16 protein-coding genes and 2 tRNA genes are annotated in these 15,212 nt (G+C 47.8%); 1 reads left to right on the forward strand and 17 read right to left on the reverse strand.

All coding sequences use genetic code 11. The features are described 5' to 3' along the window. Positions 1–15: 15 nt before the first annotated feature. Positions 16–1,410, reverse strand: coding sequence for an SLC13 family permease (locus tag CWE13_RS05130; RefSeq protein ID WP_126806520.1), 1,395 nt, complete (start codon positions 1,408–1,410; stop codon positions 16–18). 160 nt (positions 1,411–1,570) lie between these two features. Between CWE13_RS05130 and CWE13_RS05135 the strand changes: the two genes are divergently transcribed. Then, entirely contained in the window at positions 1,571–1,699 is a 129-nt protein-coding gene (locus CWE13_RS05135) for a DUF3149 domain-containing protein (protein ID WP_126806522.1), read from the forward strand. Positions 1,700–1,706: 7 nt separating this feature from the next. Here CWE13_RS05135 and CWE13_RS05140 read toward each other — a convergent pair whose 3' ends face one another. The 16 genes from CWE13_RS05140 to aspS form a co-directional block, all read right to left on the reverse strand. Beyond that, positions 1,707–2,642, reverse strand: a complete 936-nt coding sequence (locus CWE13_RS05140; protein WP_157980933.1) for an NAD-dependent epimerase/dehydratase family protein — start codon at positions 2,640–2,642, stop codon at positions 1,707–1,709. 71 nt (positions 2,643–2,713) lie between these two features. Further along, a complete protein-coding gene (gene nadA, locus CWE13_RS05145) occupies positions 2,714–3,754 on the reverse strand; it encodes a quinolinate synthase NadA (protein ID WP_126806525.1) in 1,041 nt (346 codons plus the stop codon). Positions 3,755–3,957: 203 nt separating this feature from the next. After that, positions 3,958–4,033: transfer RNA gene (locus tag CWE13_RS05150), tRNA-Lys, on the reverse strand. A 90-nt stretch (positions 4,034–4,123) separates the two neighbouring features. Beyond that, positions 4,124–4,199, reverse strand: a tRNA-Lys gene (locus CWE13_RS05155). Positions 4,200–4,400: 201 nt separating this feature from the next. After that, positions 4,401–5,150: a tol-pal system protein YbgF gene (gene ybgF / locus CWE13_RS05160; protein ID WP_241973639.1), complete on the reverse strand. Its 750-nt coding sequence runs from the start codon at positions 5,148–5,150 to the stop codon at positions 4,401–4,403. Positions 5,151–5,248: 98 nt separating this feature from the next. Further along, positions 5,249–5,794: a peptidoglycan-associated lipoprotein Pal gene (pal, locus tag CWE13_RS05165; RefSeq protein WP_126806527.1), complete on the reverse strand. Its 546-nt coding sequence runs from the start codon at positions 5,792–5,794 to the stop codon at positions 5,249–5,251. A gap of 61 nt (positions 5,795–5,855) precedes the next feature. Then, complete coding sequence (gene tolB / locus CWE13_RS05170; RefSeq protein WP_126806529.1) at positions 5,856–7,208, reverse strand: Tol-Pal system beta propeller repeat protein TolB; 1,353 nt, start codon at positions 7,206–7,208, stop codon at positions 5,856–5,858. Between the two features lie 11 nt (positions 7,209–7,219). After that, positions 7,220–8,203, reverse strand: a complete 984-nt coding sequence (gene tolA / locus CWE13_RS05175; protein ID WP_241973640.1) for a cell envelope integrity protein TolA — start codon at positions 8,201–8,203, stop codon at positions 7,220–7,222. Between the two features lie 4 nt (positions 8,204–8,207). Continuing rightward, the gene (tolR, locus tag CWE13_RS05180; protein WP_126806531.1) at positions 8,208–8,636 is read right to left on the reverse strand and encodes a protein TolR; all 429 of its coding nucleotides are present in this window, start codon (positions 8,634–8,636) and stop codon (positions 8,208–8,210) included. Between the two features lie 2 nt (positions 8,637–8,638). Continuing rightward, on the reverse strand, positions 8,639–9,367 hold the full coding sequence (gene tolQ, locus CWE13_RS05185; protein WP_126806533.1) for a protein TolQ: 729 nt from the start codon (positions 9,365–9,367) through the stop codon (positions 8,639–8,641). After that, positions 9,357–9,788, reverse strand: coding sequence for a tol-pal system-associated acyl-CoA thioesterase (gene ybgC / locus CWE13_RS05190; protein ID WP_126806535.1), 432 nt, complete (start codon positions 9,786–9,788; stop codon positions 9,357–9,359). The genes tolQ and ybgC overlap by 11 nt, the downstream gene beginning before the upstream one ends. 589 nt (positions 9,789–10,377) lie before the next feature. Continuing rightward, positions 10,378–11,394, reverse strand: a complete 1,017-nt coding sequence (ruvB, locus tag CWE13_RS05195; RefSeq protein WP_126806537.1) for a Holliday junction branch migration DNA helicase RuvB — start codon at positions 11,392–11,394, stop codon at positions 10,378–10,380. A gap of 73 nt (positions 11,395–11,467) precedes the next feature. Beyond that, a complete protein-coding gene (ruvA, locus tag CWE13_RS05200; RefSeq protein ID WP_126806539.1) occupies positions 11,468–12,088 on the reverse strand; it encodes a Holliday junction branch migration protein RuvA in 621 nt (206 codons plus the stop codon). Between the two features lie 15 nt (positions 12,089–12,103). Next, complete coding sequence (gene ruvC, locus CWE13_RS05205; RefSeq protein ID WP_126806541.1) at positions 12,104–12,607, reverse strand: crossover junction endodeoxyribonuclease RuvC; 504 nt, start codon at positions 12,605–12,607, stop codon at positions 12,104–12,106. A 3-nt stretch (positions 12,608–12,610) separates the two neighbouring features. Then, the gene (locus tag CWE13_RS05210) at positions 12,611–13,363 is read right to left on the reverse strand and encodes a YebC/PmpR family DNA-binding transcriptional regulator (protein WP_126806543.1); all 753 of its coding nucleotides are present in this window, start codon (positions 13,361–13,363) and stop codon (positions 12,611–12,613) included. 47 nt (positions 13,364–13,410) lie between these two features. Then, on the reverse strand, positions 13,411–15,189 hold the full coding sequence (aspS, locus tag CWE13_RS05215) for an aspartate--tRNA ligase (RefSeq protein ID WP_126806545.1): 1,779 nt from the start codon (positions 15,187–15,189) through the stop codon (positions 13,411–13,413). Between the last annotated feature and the right edge of the window lie 23 nt (positions 15,190–15,212).

The following is a 15,212-nucleotide window of genomic DNA, read 5'->3' on the forward strand; positions in this document are numbered from 1 at the left end:
ACCCAAAAATGGCACTTAAACAAGAATCATAACGACGAATGTTGTGATTACCGCGAGCATTACATTTAGCACAAAACCTTCACGGCTCATCTCTTTTATGGTTACTTTGCCGGACGCGAATACAATCGAATTTGGCGGTGTAGCCACCGGCAAACAAAACGCACAGCTGCAAGCAATTGCGGCGGGTATCATGAGCACTTCAATGGGTAACCCCGTTGCCATGGCGGTAGCGGCTAATATTGGCATCAGCAACGTAGCGGTAGCGGTATTCGAGGTTACCTCGGTTAAAAACGATACACTGATCGTGAGGATAAACACGAACAGCCAAATTGGCATGCCACCAAAGTTACCTAACGTGCTGCCGATGATTTCGCCCAAGCCACTTTGCATAATGCCTGCGGCTAAACAAATACCACCAGCGAATAACAATAAAATCCCCCAAGGAATATCAACCGCTTGCTCCCAGGTTAACAAGCGCCCTTCGCGGCCATTACTGACCATAAACATGGCTACTACACCGGCAAGCGCAATAGTGGAATCACCCACCAACGTTGCGCCAGTGAGGCCTGTCCAGCCGCCAAACGGTTCGGTGCGAAAAACCCACAAGAAAATAACCGCGCCGAATACCATGAGTACGCGTTTTTCATAGGCACTAATGCTGCCGAGCTTAGGAAGTTCTAATGGTACTTTCAGTGTTAAGCCGCGTGTTAACCAAAGGCCAATGACCGGTAAACCGAGCAATACCATAGGCACGCCAATACCCATCCAGCGGGCAAAGCCAAAAGATTCACCAGAAACTTGTTCATAAATAGAAGCGAAGATTAGATTAGGCGGGGTGCCAATTAAAGTAGCTACGCCACCCAATGATGCGGAATAGGCCAACCCTAATAGTAATGCCCGTTGAAACCGATGATCATCGCTGGCTTCGGCAAGTGCTAGTGCCACTGGCAACAGCGCTAATACAGCGGCGGTATTGGATATCCACATCGATAAAATCGCCGAGGCCAACATAAACGAGAGCACCAAGCGGCGGCCATCGGAAGCACCTACAAAAGACACTAAATTTAGCGCCATACGCCGGTGTACGCCGCTTACCTCAACGGCTTTGGCGAGCATGAAGGCACCCATGAATAAAATAATAACGGGATCGCCAAGCGCTCGGCTCGATTCTTGAAAGCTCAAAATGCCGCCTATAGGCAACAATACAAACGGCAGCAACGATGTTACCGGCAATGGTAATGCTTCGGTTATCCACCACCACGCTACCCAAACCACTACAGCAAGTGTCCAGGCTGCCGGTGTTGGCATTCCAGCCATCATTACCGCGCCCAAAACAATAACAGCGATCAGCGGACCGAGAATAATATGGCTAGGTGCTACCCGCCATTTTTTCACTGCTTCATTTACCATGAGCTTCCTTGATGCGTTTTTAGGCTGTTTCTTCAATCAATACCGCATTCTAACCACAAACATTCGGGAAATCATCGCGCGAACTATTGATCTGCATCATCTTCAGCTAACGAAGGAGTTCCTATACTAACCCCATATCAATAAATGCGGAGCATTTGCCATGAACTTACTACAAGAATTTTTTCGGGATCCAGTGATTTTCTTTTCATTTACTGGCTTAGCAACTGTGCTGGGTATTTGCATTTTCTACGCCATTTACTTCATTTATAAAGTGAAGAAAAACGGCTAGTAGCGCTTTAATCACTCAGTAATTGCCAACCAGATTCGCGTAGGCGCTTGTTACTCAGGCGCTTGTTGCCTCGGGCACCTACGTCATTACTTTTGGGTGCTTTCGCTATTACTTCGGCGGCATCCAGGCCAATTTGGGCGGCTACGTGGCGCACATAATCTTCACCGAACAGCGGCTCATCTTCACACGCGATATACACCTCATCAAGTGTAGCCCCCATAAAGTGCTGCAAGGCTAAGTGCTCAAGCGCGCCCGCTAAATCATCGGCGTGAATACGGTTATGCCACACTGGAGTAATGGTGTACGTGCCTTCTTGAATAGCTCGATACATGCGTTCACGACCCGGGCCATAAATACCTGCCGCACGCACAATGGCTACGTGTGCTTTTTTCGCCAGCAAACCATCGCGCAGTGTGTTCTCAGCAACAAGCAACTGTTCGCCGGTAGCTAAGCTCGGCTCGGTAGTTGAGCTTTCATCAACCCACTCGCCATTTCGTTGCCCGTAAACACTCGTACTGGAAACATACAAAACCAGTGTATCGCTCTCTACCGGTAGCTGCTGCACAAGATGCTGCATGGGCACTACATAGCCCTGATGGTAGCCTTCAGCGCTATATTCCGTAGGTGTTAGGGTTACTACAATAAGATCCCAAGGTTCCTGCATGAGTTTAGCCCACGTACCAGCTTGGCTCACATCACCTGCTCGTACCTGAATGCCATCATTTTCGTTCGCATCATTAGGGCGGCGGCGAATCCCCGTTACGGCAAAACCAATATCAATTAACATCGGTGCTAAGCGGCTGGCGATATCACCATAGCCAATCAACAACGCCCGCGGCTGTTCATCAGCTTCCGTTATTTCCCCATGTTCATGGCCGCAATCAGGGCCATGCTCATGATGGTCGTTATGATCATGCGCATCGTGTGTATCATTATTCGCCATGGTATACCTCATACAATAAGGGCCGAGAAATCTCAGCCCTTAGATTATTTGTTTCATCGAACGTTGCTGGTTTAACGCAACGAGCGTGCAAAATCGAGCATGCGATTCAGTGGTTGCATAGCACGTTCGCCAAGCGCGGCATCAACATGAATTTCATGCATGGCACCACTATTTTCCAGCGCATTTTCGATTGCGGCCAAGCCATTCATCGCCATCCATGGGCAATGTGCGCAGCTTCGGCATGTAGCACCTTCACCGCCTGTTGGCGCTTCGATAAACACTTTTTCTGGCGAAAGCTGCTGCATTTTATAAAAAATGCCTTTATCAGTAGCCACGATAAAACGTTTATTAGGTAATTCTTGGCTCGCTTTAATGAGCTGTGATGTTGAGCCTACGGCGTCAGCGAGTTCAACGATTGCATCGGGCGACTCTGGGTGTACTAAAATAGCGGCATCGGGATACTGTTGTTTTAACTGACGCAAAGAGTTGGCTTTAAATTCATCGTGAACAATGCACGCACCTTGCCATAGCACCATATCGGCGCCGGTTTTTTTCGCTAAATAACCACCTAAATGGCGATCTGGAGCCCATAATATTTGTTCGCCAGCACTATCGAGATGCTCAATCAAATCCACTGCAATAGACGACGTTACCACCCAATCAGCACGCGCTTTTACCGCAGCTGACGTGTTGGCATACACCACTACGGTATGATCTGGATACTGATCGCAAAATGCTGAAAACTCTTCGATGGGGCAACCTAAATCGAGTGAGCAAGTAGCTTCAAGTGTTGGCATCAGAACCGTTTTCTCGGGGGTAAGAATTTTCGCGGTTTCACCCATAAAACGGACACCAGCCACAATCAAAGTATCGGCTGGATGTTCCGCACCGAAGCGGGCCATTTCTAGTGAATCTGCCACGCAGCCGCCGGTTTCTTCCGCTAATGCTTGGATTTCAGGATCCGTATAATAGTGCGCCACGAGCACAGCATTCTTAGCTTTTAACAATGCTTTGATGCGATCGCGGTGTGCATTTTTTTCCGCTTCACTTAGCGGTTTAGGCTTCGCTGGGAAATCAAACTCCAACGGCGCTAACACTTGTGCTTGGGTCATATTTGTTCCATTTGTACTTAGCCAATGTACTGCTAATACTCTACCAATACTCTAATTGCCGGGCCGTTATTATAACGCATGTACGGATTTTGTTCACGGCAAAGGCGCGAAATTGATTACATATCGTGAGCTAGATGTTCCGGTTCAAAATCTGAAAACGGTGTGCAGAGATTTACGTATTTGGTGCAATAGGAGATCAAAGATGGTGGGTCGTGCAGGATTCGAACCTGCGACCAATTGATTAAAAGTCAACTGCTCTACCAACTGAGCTAACGACCCATCTGGAGCTTTGCGGTGATGTATATCGATGTTGCACATTCAGAGCTTGAATGTTTCACGTGATGCTACACAAACTGCGGGTGGAAAAAGTGGTGGGTCGTGCAGGATTCGAACCTGCGACCAATTGATTAAAAGTCAACTGCTCTACCAACTGAGCTAACGACCCACTTACAAACTTTTCCATCACCAAAACGAAATATAAAGTGTTTATACTTTGCTGTGGCAACGGCGGCATAGTTTACTGAAATATCGCTGTGATGCAAGAAAGAATCGGCCGTTAATCTGCATTTTTTTGCAATTAACGGCCCTTTCGCTCGATTTATAATCGAAACGTAGATTTTCTAACTTTTCTTTAACTTTCCGCTGATTACAAATTCTCCAACTGACGGCCAGCCATTTCAGCCTCAGTAGAATCAGCATATTCTGAACGCACCTGATTAAAGTAACGTTGTGCTTCGCTACTATTATTCTCAGCTGCGGCGATCATGCCTAATTTAAGTAAGCAATCAGCACGTTTATTGGAATCAGGAAAATCGCGCACCACGGTAGAAAAGTGCTTCTTCGCTTCCGTGTAGTTTTCTTGCGCGTAAAATAATTGGCCAAGCCAATAGTGGGCATTATTGGTGTAAGAAGAACCCGGGTAGTTCTCTAAAAATGCTTGGAACTGCGGTATCGCACGTTCGTACTGACGCTCTTGTAACACCAGCGCCACCGCACGATCATAAGCTTCATTCTCACTTTCATTCTCTGAGAAACTCACATTAGTATTCGGTAAGGTTGCTACCGGTGTTTCCGCCGATTGCCGAATTTGTTGCGAGAGCCTATCGAGCTCCTGGTAAATATCACGTTGACGCTGCAATATTTGTTCAAGCTGATGCGCATGCTCTTCAGAAGCTCCGCGTAGCTCACTAAGCTCGCGTTGTAACCGCCCCAATTGCTCGAGCATTTCGCCTTGGCCTTGGCTCCGCCCAGCCAACAACCGCTCAAGTCGATCTAAACGCTCTTGAACTGTTTCATTGCCTTGCGCATTTGCCGCATTGACCACGGGCGCACCTTGGGCAAACACCATGGTGCTAAAACTAAATGCAATCACTAAGCCTGAGAGTTTCATCAGCATATTTTCTAATCTTCCTATACATGCCGGTAAGCAGCTTTAACTCTGCTTACCGGGCGTGTAGCTTTTTAATCGTAACAGCCGTTTTAAATCTACTAAAATTAGTAAACTAAAACCGCACGACGATTTTGTGACCAAGCACGTTCACTGCTGCCACGCGCTAATGGCTTCTCTTCACCGAATGATACAACTTCGATTTGCGAAGAAAGCACACCTAAATTACGCAAGTAAGTAGCTACGGCGTTACCCCGGCGCTCGCCTAGTGCAATATTGTACTCTGGCGTGCCGCGCTCATCGGTATGGCCTTCAATAACTACCGTTACTGATGGGTTCCGAGATAAGTAATCAGCATGCGCAGTTAGTAATTCCGCGAACTCACCACGCACTGTTGACTCATCAAAATCAAAGTAAATGATGTGTTCTTGGCGTAACTCCGCGTAACGTTCTTGACGTTGCTCTTCAGGCGTTTGCATACGTTCTGCAGAGCCCGTTGTTACACCACCACGGCTTCCATCGGTAGTTTGTTCGCTGCCGGTTGTGCCTGAGCTAGAGCTATCCATATCTTCATCTGGTGAACTAGAACATGCCGCCAACGTGGCGATTGATACTACAATTGCGAATGTTTTTAAAAATTTATTTAACTGCATTTTGCGAACCTGCTCAAAGTTGAAGGTGAATCATCAAATTAAAAATATCACGTTTTTTAAGTTAGAGGAACGGTGACCAAGCCGGTGCTTTAACTTCGCCATCACGGGAAGGTAAGCGAGCTCGGAAACGTCCATCCATTGATACCAGAGCCAGCACTTGTTTACCGTTGTGCGTGGTGCTGTAAATAATCATACTGCCATTTGGTGCCACACTTGGCGATTCATCCAAGGTCGTTTGCGTAAGCACTTGAAAATTCCCGTTGGGGTAATCCTGCCGACCAATGTGAAATTGCCCATTGTCTCGGTGTACTACCACCATTCCCTTACCATCGGGAGTTACCACGCCACCTAAGTTGGCTTCACCTTCAAAGGTAACGCGGCGAATACGTTTTGAATCTAAATCAACTCGATAAATTTGCGCCCGACCGCCACGTTCGGAAGTAAATGTTAACGATTTCCCATCTGGCGTCCAGTAGGGTTCCGTATCGATACGCCAATGGTCGGTTATTTGCTCAACATTCCGGCTGGCAATATCCATTACGTAAATATCCGGCGCGCCATTCTTTGACAGCACCATAGCCATTTTCGTGCCATCAGGCGACCACGATGGCGAACCGTTAATCCCACTAAACGACGTTAACTTTTCGCGCTGAGTGGTATAAATGTCTTGAATAAAAATTTCCGGGCGGCCATTTTCAAAGCTTACGTACGCCAAACGATTCCCTTCTGGAGACCAGCTTGGCGACATCAAAGGCTCTGGAGAGCGCAACAATACACGCTCGTTGTAGCCATCATAATCACTCACCATCAAGTGATACGGGTTTTCTTCATCGAAATCTACATAAATATAGGCGATTCTAGTTAAAAATGCCCCCCGCTCCCCTGTTAAGGCTTCGTAAACAACATCAGAAATACGATGCGAATACTGGCGGAACTGGTTCGGGCTCACCACTGAACTACGGCCATCAATAACATGATCGTTACTATTAATCAGAGCGCCATCGACTAAAGCTTGCGCAGTACCGCCGGTTATTTGTCCGCGCAGCGGATCAATAAGCTCGTAAGTGACTTGAAAGCGGTTACCCGAAAGTGGGCTAACTTCGCCTACCAGCATAGCTTCCACGCCCAAACGCCCCCATGCGGCATAATCCTCAACGTCGAGATCTTTACCTGGCTGGCCTGGCATCTGTGCAGAATCAATGGGATTGAAACGGCCGCTACGGCGTAAATCTGCCATCACGATCTCTGCGAAGTTATAAGGCGCTTCACCTTCACCAAGCCACTGAAACGGTACAATAGCTACCGGCCGCGCGCTATTTTGCCCTTCCGTAATCACAATCTCGAGGGTGCTTTGCGCAGAAGCGGCGCTTATTGATGCCCAAATTATTAAAATTCCAATCAGTACGCGTTTCATTGCCTCTCCACTTAATCAATTTGCGGTTCTACCCGCAATCGGAAATTTCTTAACTGCTCATAAACATCAGCATCATCAGATACGGGTAAGTTCCCGGCTCGTAAAACTGCAGCGCGCGCTGATTCACATACTGCTCTATCACCTTCGCCTATCTGTACGTTGGTTACAAAGCCATCACGGGCTAAGCTAATGGTGAGTACACAGGTTTTCCCACGCATGCTCGAATCGGTTAACCAGTTACGCTGTATGGCCCCTCGAATCAGCGCTTGGTAACGCTCAACCTCGGTAAGCACCCGCTGTTGCCGCGCTCGATTTCGTTGTTCCTGCTCACGTTCTAAGCGTTCTTGTAATTGCCGTTCTCGCTCTGCTCGTTCCCGAGCCGCTTGTTCTTGCGCTCGGCGTTCTTCTTCGAGCCGTTGTCGCTCAGCAGCTGCGCGTTCTTCCGCTTCTTGTTGTTGGCGTAAACGCTCTGCCGCTTGCTGGCGTTGCTGCTCAGCTTCGGCGCGTTCCCGTTCGGCCTGTTGCGCTTCTTCGCGTGCACGCCGTGTACGCTCAGCAGCCTGTTCACGTTCTGCAGCCACTTGCCGCGCTCTTTGTTCTTCTCGTTGCCGTTGTTGTTCAGCCTCGCGGGCACGGCGTTCTAAATCAGCTATGCGCTGTTCTTCAGCGCGTTGCTGCTCAGCGCGTTGCTCTTGAATACGTTGCACTTGCGCTTCAACCTGCGCTTGATCTACCGCCACTGCATTTACAATTTCTTGCGGTGGTGCTGATTCTGAATCATCAACGGCACTTTGTATACTGGGTTGATCCTGCACTTCCGGCAATGTTGGCGTATATTCCATACTCATCACAATGGCTGTGCCTAAAAACAAATGCAACAGCAAAGAAACACCAATCGGCCGCCACGGCAAATCACTACCAATGCCTTTATTACCTGGCTTACGCGTCGGCTTTTGTGCCTTATTTGTAGTTACATTCTCTGTAGAATTCACCATTGGGTTACTCCGGCGGGCGTGTCATGAGGCCAACCTGAGTGGCACCAGCACGCTGCAATAACACCATTAACTGAATCACTTGATTGTATGCAACAGCACCATCACCACGAACAACCACAGGCCGCTCTGGGTCAACCACTAACTCAGCCGCTACCAGGGTTGCCAAATCAACCGCCGACATCGCTTCTTCTGCGTTGCCACCTACGTTCAAAAAGTAATTACCATCGCGATCAACAGAAGCCACAATAGGTGGACGGCTATCATCGCTAATCGCTTCCGATTGCGCTTGCGGTAAATCAACCTCTACGCCTTGGGTAATCAAGGGCGCGGTTACCATAAAGATAATAAGAAGCACCAACATAACATCAATGTAGGGCACAACGTTTATTTCCGATACCGGCTTACGCCGTTTGCGCGGAATGAAGGCTTCCATAATTAGGCCTCCTGTTCCCGCGTTGCACCCTGCTCACGCGCAGAAGTTTGGCCTACAGCCGTAGCGGCTTGGCGTTGCAGAATCCCCGTGAACTCTTCGGCAAAATTGATGTAGTTGCCATCGATAGTGGCTACTTGATTGGAAAATTTGTTGTACGCAATTACCGCTGGAATTGCCGCGAATAAGCCCATTGCTGTGGCGATAAGCGCTTCGGCGATACCCGGCGCAACCATTTGCAGCGTAGCTTGTTGTACACTGCCAAGGGCGATAAATGAATTCATGATGCCCCAAACCGTGCCGAACAAGCCGATATATGGGCTAATTGAACCAACCGTGGCTAACACAGAAAGGTTCTTCTCGAGATTATCCACTTCCCGACTATGTGCTACGCGCATGGCCCGCTGAGTACCCGACATAACGCTAACGGCATCCATGCTGCGCACTTGCCGTAACCGAGCAAACTCACGAAAGCCAGATTGGAATAAATGTTCGGTACCCGTGGCTTTACCGCCGCGTGCGCTTACTTCTTTATACAGTTTGGCAAGATCAACACCGGACCAGAAACGCTCTTCAAATTCCAACGCATCTTGCTGCGCACCGTTTAAAATTTTTCGACGTTGAATAATGAGTGCCCACGAAAGAATAGACATCAAAACCAATAAGATCATTACTGCTTTTACAACTAAGCTGGCTTCTAAAAACAAGCCAATGAAGGACATATCAGCTTCCACGCCGGATTACCTCTAATATTGGACCGGGAATTGCTACCGGTTTCATAGTACCTAAATTCACGCATGCTGCTTTGACTTCGGCAACACACAATAATTCGCCTTGCTGATTAAAAATTTTCTGCACACATTCAAGCGAAGCTTTGCGAATACGCTGCGGTTCAACGGTTACCGATAAGGCATCATTAAAGCGAGCTGGCGCTCGTAAATCAAGTGCTACATGGCGAACAACAAAACCTATTTGTAGATCCAGCCACACATCTTGATCAATGCCCAGCGACCGCAACCATTCAGTACGGGCGCGCTCACTGAATTTCAAATAGTTGGCGTAATAAACAATACCGCCAGCATCTGTATCTTCATAATACACGCGCACAGGCCAAGAAAATATTTGCGCGCTCGCTAACTCATTCTCTGCTGCCATTTTCGCCCTTATTAAGATCTACTTAGTGCTATCAATTACATTTTTAACGCTTGGCGAAGCTGAAAGGTACTATACCTCACCCATGAACGGAAATTAAGCCAAGCGCAATTAAGGTAAAGTAATTTTAAATAATTTTCGTGACGCCAAGCGTTTTGCCTTCGCTCACTTTTTTCAATTTCACTTCACAAGAGTTTTTCTTATCGCTCAAAAAACAACCGACATTAGCAAGTTGCTGTTATAAAAGGAATTAATGCAATTGTTATGAATATGTTGGCGTAAAAATAGCCGTTACAATCCTTTAACACATTAAAAATATTAATGTGAACCTATAGTTTTTCTCGTTTGATAGTGGTCGGATAAGCCTTATAATACGCCTCGTGTTCAAGGCAAACCCTTGGCAACCAAATTTAAGGTTCGATTGTCGCGACCCTTATCGTGTAAGTGAAAACTTACGCAAACGTTTCAAAGTAGTTCCCTGATGTAAGATTTCCTCCTTGTTGTTGTTACAACCTTTGCCCACTCTTTTTAGAGTGGGCTTTTTTTTGCCTGGCGTTCAATATCAATACCGCAGACAAAAAGAGAACAACAATTAGGTTTTACTTAAGCCAAAGTGAGTATACGCATGATTCGTTGCTATGCGGCCACGCGGTGTACGTTGAATATAGCCTTGCTGAATCAGGTAGGGTTCCAACACATCTTCAATGGTATCTTTTTCTTCGCCGATTGCCGCAGCAAGGTTTTCTAAACCTACTGGGCCACCCATGAATTTCTCGATAATAGCTTTCAGCAATTTACGGTCCATGTAATCAAAGCCTGCTTTATCCACATCAATCATATCAAGTGCTGCCGAGGCTACATCGGCGGTAATTGGCCCACTTGATTTCACTTGCGCGTAATCGCGCACGCGGCGCAACAACCTATTCGCAATACGCGGTGTGCCGCGCGAACGCATCGCTACTTCTTTGGCAGCATCAAGCACTAAATCCATTTCTAAAAAGCCAGCCGAACGCTGCACAATTGAGGTAAGTTCAGGAATAGAATAAAACTCTAGGCGTTGCACAATACCAAAGCGATCACGCAACGGCGACGTTAACGCGCCAGCTCGAGTGGTAGCGCCAACAAGCGTAAAGGGTGGAAGATCGAGCTTAATTGAACGCGCTGCCGGGCCTTCACCAATCATGATGTCGAGTTGATAATCTTCCAAGGCAGGATATAAAACTTCTTCAACTACTGGGCTTAAGCGATGAATTTCATCGATGAACAATACATCGTGAGGTTCTAAATTAGTAAGTAGCGCCGCTAAATCACCCGCTTTCTCGAGCACGGGGCCAGAAGTGGTTTTAATCCCAACGCCCATTTCATTGGCGATAATATTCGCCAATGTAGTTTTACCAAGGCCGGGAGGCCCAAAAATAAGCACATGATCGAGTGCGTCACTGCGGCCACGTGCTGCCTCAATGTAGATACTAAGTTGCTCAACAACGTGCTTTTGGCCTGTGTAATCAGCTAACCGCTTTGGCCGTATGGCGCGATCAATGATCTCATCATCGCCAGTAGCTTTAGGCTGTACCGGCCGTTCTGGCATCATCGAATCTGCTTCAATCATTATTCACACCATGCATAATATTTTAGTTCTTCGAGTTAATGGTTCATGTTAAGAATTAATGCAATGCTTATAACTACATCATTGCTTTTAGCGCGGCACGAATCAACTCTTCTGAGTTCATACCCTCAACAAAAACTTTTTTCAATACCGGCTGGGCCTGATTTTCTTTATACCCTAATGCCAATAACGCGCTTAATGCTTCTTCTCGGGCGGAGGGTGGCATCTCCGCGTAGTCCAACGGCGCAGCCGCCGCCGAACCCGGTAAACCGGTGTCCATCTCCGCCCCGCGGAAATCTTTTAAGCGATCGCGCATTTCTACCAATAAACGTTCCGCTGTTTTTTTACCCACCCCCGGAATTTTTACCAACGTAGATAAATCACCGGTTCGCACACTTTGAATAAATTGCGGAGCACTCATGCCCGACATAATCCCAAGCGCCATTTTCGGACCAACGCCCTGCGCTTTAATAAGCAAGCGGAACAAAGCTCGCTCATCTAGGGTGTTAAAACCGAACAGCAATTGCGCATCTTCGCGTACTACAAAATGCACCCATAAAGTTGCAGGTTGGCCAATTTCCGGAAGTTCATAAAAGCAGGTCATGGGCATTTGCACTTCATAGCCAACACCATGAACATCAATCAGAAGTTCCGGAGCTTGTTTTGCTATTAATGTGCCTTGTAATCGTCCGATCATGGAATTGCCTTTAGCTTAGCGTTTGGTTAGAAGTAGATTTGTATTCAAATGGCAAATCGCTACGGCCAACGCATCGGCGGCATCGGCTTGCGGCATGCGTGGTAATTTCAATATATGCTTTACCATGTGTTGCACTTGTTCTTTTGCTGCGCCACCGGTTCCCACCACTGCTTGCTTTATTGCTCGAGCGGCATATTCGTGAACGGGAAGCTCCGCGATAGCCGCGGCGACAATTGCTGCGCCTCGGGCTTGCCCAAGCTTCAACGCTGAATCAGGGTTGCGCGATATAAATACTTGTTCGATGGCAAATTCAGTAGGCTCAAATTGCTGCACCAACTCTTGTACACCATCGTGAATCATTTTCAGGCGGCTGGCTAAGGGTATATCCGTTGAACCGCCTGCACGGGCTAATTTTATACAACCACTGCCCAAATACGTAAGTTTACCAGCGTGCAATTGCACCACACCATAGCCAGTAATTCGCGAACCGGGGTCGATGCCAAGCACAATTCGCGTCATGTATTAATCCCAGGCTGATTCAGGTAGTTCTGCGTTATGATAGACGTTCTGTACATCATCAGAATCTTCCAACATATCAATCAGCTTCACTACTTGTTTCGCTGTATCTTCATCAACCGCGCTGTAATTATCAGGAACTTGGGTTACTTCGGCATTCACTGGGTTAAAACCCGCGGCGCGCATAGCATCAAGTACCGCACCAAAATCAGCGGGTGTGGTATACACATCGAAGCTACCATCATCGTTCACCAGCACATCTTCCGCGCCAGCTTCGAGCGCTGCTTCCATAAGAGCATCTTCTTCCGGGGCAGGTTCTTCTTCGGTAGCGGCAAAACTTAATACGCCGCGTTTATTAAACATAAACGCTACACTGCCATCGGTGCCCAAGTTGCCATTGCATTTGGAAAACGCAAAGCGCACTTCCGCAACGGTGCGGTTACGGTTATCCGACATGCATTCAACCATTACCGCAACACCGCTTGGGCCATAACCTTCATAGGTGATCTCTTCAACGTTATCACCATCCAGCTCACCGGCACCGCGTTTGATCGCGGTATCAACGGTATCGCGCTTCATATTGTTCGATAACGCTTTATCAATAGCCGCACGCAAGCGTGGGTTACTATCAGCATCGGCGCCGCCTTCACGGGCCGATACTGTTATTTCTCGAATGAGTTTAGTGAATATCTTGCCGCGCTTAGCATCTTGCGCGGCTTTGCGGTGTTTAATGTTCGCCCATTTTGAATGACCGGCCATTTAGTTTCTCCTCCTTCGCTGCGGGCTGTTCCTTCTCGCCGCGGGCGCTACTCCTTCGCTGTTGACGTTGCTTCTCGCTCAGCGAGCGCCACGCCCAACTCGGCTAAGGCAGCCGGGTTCGCATACCCTGGCGCGTCCGTTAGTGGGCATTGCGCGGTAGTAGTTTTCGGGAACGCAATTACATCACGAATTGAACTTGCACCTACCATCAGCATAACCAAGCGATCAAGGCCAAAAGCCAAACCTGCATGCGGTGGCGCACCGTATTTTAATGCTTCGAGTAAAAAGCCGAACTTCTCTTGGGCTTCTGCTTCATCAATACCCAAAATACCAAACACGGCTTGTTGCATAGCGTTATCGTGAATACGCACCGAACCGCCGCCCACTTCACAACCGTTCAATACCATATCGTAGGCATTTGAAAGCGCGGTTGCTGGGTCCGCTTTAAGTTCTTCAGCGGTTACACCTATGGGTGCCGTGAACGGGTGATGCAATGCAAAGAAGCCTTCTTCGGTTTCTTCAAACATTGGGAAATCAACTACCCATAACGGTTTCCAGCTATCTTCTACTAAATCGAAATCTTGGCCAAGCTTCAAGCGCAGTGCGCCTAACGCTTCGGTTACCACAGTTTGCGAATCAGCGCCGAACAATAAAATATCGCCATCCGCAGCATCAACCCGGGCCAAAAGCTCGTTCACCACATTTTCTGGAAAGAACTTCAATACCGGTGATTGCAAGCCTTCGATACCTTTCGCGCGTTCGTTCACTTTCATCCATGCCAGGCCTTTCGCACCATAAATACCTACAAAGTTGGTGTATTCATCGATTTGCTTACGGCTCAAGCTCGCGCCACCTGGTACTTTAATGACGGCTACGCGGCCTTTGCTATCATTGGCTGGGCCAGAGAACACTTTAAATTCAATATCTTTTACCAGATCAGCAATATCAACCAACTCTAATGGGTTACGTAGATCGGGTTTATCACTACCATAGCGGCTCATAGCCTCGCTATATGGCATGATTGGGAAATCGCCTAAATCAACATCCAGCATTTCTTGGAACAAGTTGCGTACCATATCTTCGGTAAGCGCACGCACATCGTTCGCCGACATAAAGGTGGTTTCAATATCGATTTGGGTAAATTCTGGTTGCCGATCAGCACGTAAATCTTCATCACGGAAGCATTTTACGATTTGGTAATACCGATCGAAGCCCGACATCATCAGTAATTGCTTAAACAACTGTGGCGATTGTGGCAACGCAAAGAACTTGCCTTTATGCGTGCGGCTTGGCACTAGGTAATCGCGTGCGCCTTCGGGGGTTGCGCGCGTTAACATGGGGGTTTCAATATCGAGGAAGCCGCGGCTATCCATATAACGGCGAACAGCACTCGCTACTCGCGCCCGAAACTGAATTTTTTCATTCATTTCTGGACGACGAAGATCAAGATAACGATAACGCAGGCGTTGCTCTTCACTTACCTGCTGGTTGTAATCAATAGGAAGCGGTGCAGAACGATTCAGAATGGTAATTTCTTTGGCCAGCATTTCAACTTTACCGGTAGCCATGCGCTCATTAATCTGCCCTTCCGGACGCGCCCGCACTTCACCTTTAATTTGCACACAAAATTCTTGGCGCAATTTATTAGCTTCGGCAAACATTTCCTGTAAATCAGGATCGAACACCACTTGCAATAAACCCGTGCGATCACGCACATCGGCGAAAATTAGGCCGCCGAGATCACGCCGTTTATGAATCCAACCGGCTACGGTTACTTGGTTTCCAAGCTCTTGTTCGTTTACCTGCTCACAATAATGACTGCGCATGTTTATCCACTTCCGTTATTCAA

It is taken from the genome of Aliidiomarina shirensis, assembly GCF_003987345.1.
GTDB classification, from domain to species: domain Bacteria; phylum Pseudomonadota; class Gammaproteobacteria; order Enterobacterales; family Alteromonadaceae; genus Aliidiomarina; species Aliidiomarina shirensis.

What these genes read in the sequence shown, in the direction of transcription:
- CWE13_RS05130 (WP_126806520.1), bottom strand. Translation starts at nt 1,410, where the DNA reads ATGGTAAATGAAGCAGTGAAAAAATGGCGGGTAGCACCTAGCCATATT.
- CWE13_RS05135 (WP_126806522.1), top strand. Translation starts at nt 1,571, where the DNA reads ATGAACTTACTACAAGAATTTTTTCGGGATCCAGTGATTTTCTTTTCA.
- CWE13_RS05140 (WP_157980933.1), bottom strand. Translation starts at nt 2,642, where the DNA reads ATGGCGAATAATGATACACACGATGCGCATGATCATAACGACCATCAT.
- nadA (WP_126806525.1), bottom strand. Translation starts at nt 3,754, where the DNA reads ATGACCCAAGCACAAGTGTTAGCGCCGTTGGAGTTTGATTTCCCAGCG.
- ybgF (WP_241973639.1), bottom strand. Translation starts at nt 5,150, where the DNA reads ATGCTGATGAAACTCTCAGGCTTAGTGATTGCATTTAGTTTTAGCACC.
- pal (WP_126806527.1), bottom strand. Translation starts at nt 5,794, where the DNA reads ATGCAGTTAAATAAATTTTTAAAAACATTCGCAATTGTAGTATCAATC.
- tolB (WP_126806529.1), bottom strand. Translation starts at nt 7,208, where the DNA reads ATGAAACGCGTACTGATTGGAATTTTAATAATTTGGGCATCAATAAGC.
- tolA (WP_241973640.1), bottom strand. Translation starts at nt 8,203, where the DNA reads ATGGTGAATTCTACAGAGAATGTAACTACAAATAAGGCACAAAAGCCG.
- tolR (WP_126806531.1), bottom strand. Translation starts at nt 8,636, where the DNA reads ATGGAAGCCTTCATTCCGCGCAAACGGCGTAAGCCGGTATCGGAAATA.
- ybgC (WP_126806535.1), bottom strand. Translation starts at nt 9,788, where the DNA reads ATGGCAGCAGAGAATGAGTTAGCGAGCGCGCAAATATTTTCTTGGCCT.
- ruvB (WP_126806537.1), bottom strand. Translation starts at nt 11,394, where the DNA reads ATGATTGAAGCAGATTCGATGATGCCAGAACGGCCGGTACAGCCTAAA.
- ruvA (WP_126806539.1), bottom strand. Translation starts at nt 12,088, where the DNA reads ATGATCGGACGATTACAAGGCACATTAATAGCAAAACAAGCTCCGGAA.
- ruvC (WP_126806541.1), bottom strand. Translation starts at nt 12,607, where the DNA reads ATGACGCGAATTGTGCTTGGCATCGACCCCGGTTCGCGAATTACTGGC.
- CWE13_RS05210 (WP_126806543.1), bottom strand. Translation starts at nt 13,363, where the DNA reads ATGGCCGGTCATTCAAAATGGGCGAACATTAAACACCGCAAAGCCGCG.
- aspS (WP_126806545.1), bottom strand. Translation starts at nt 15,189, where the DNA reads ATGCGCAGTCATTATTGTGAGCAGGTAAACGAACAAGAGCTTGGAAAC.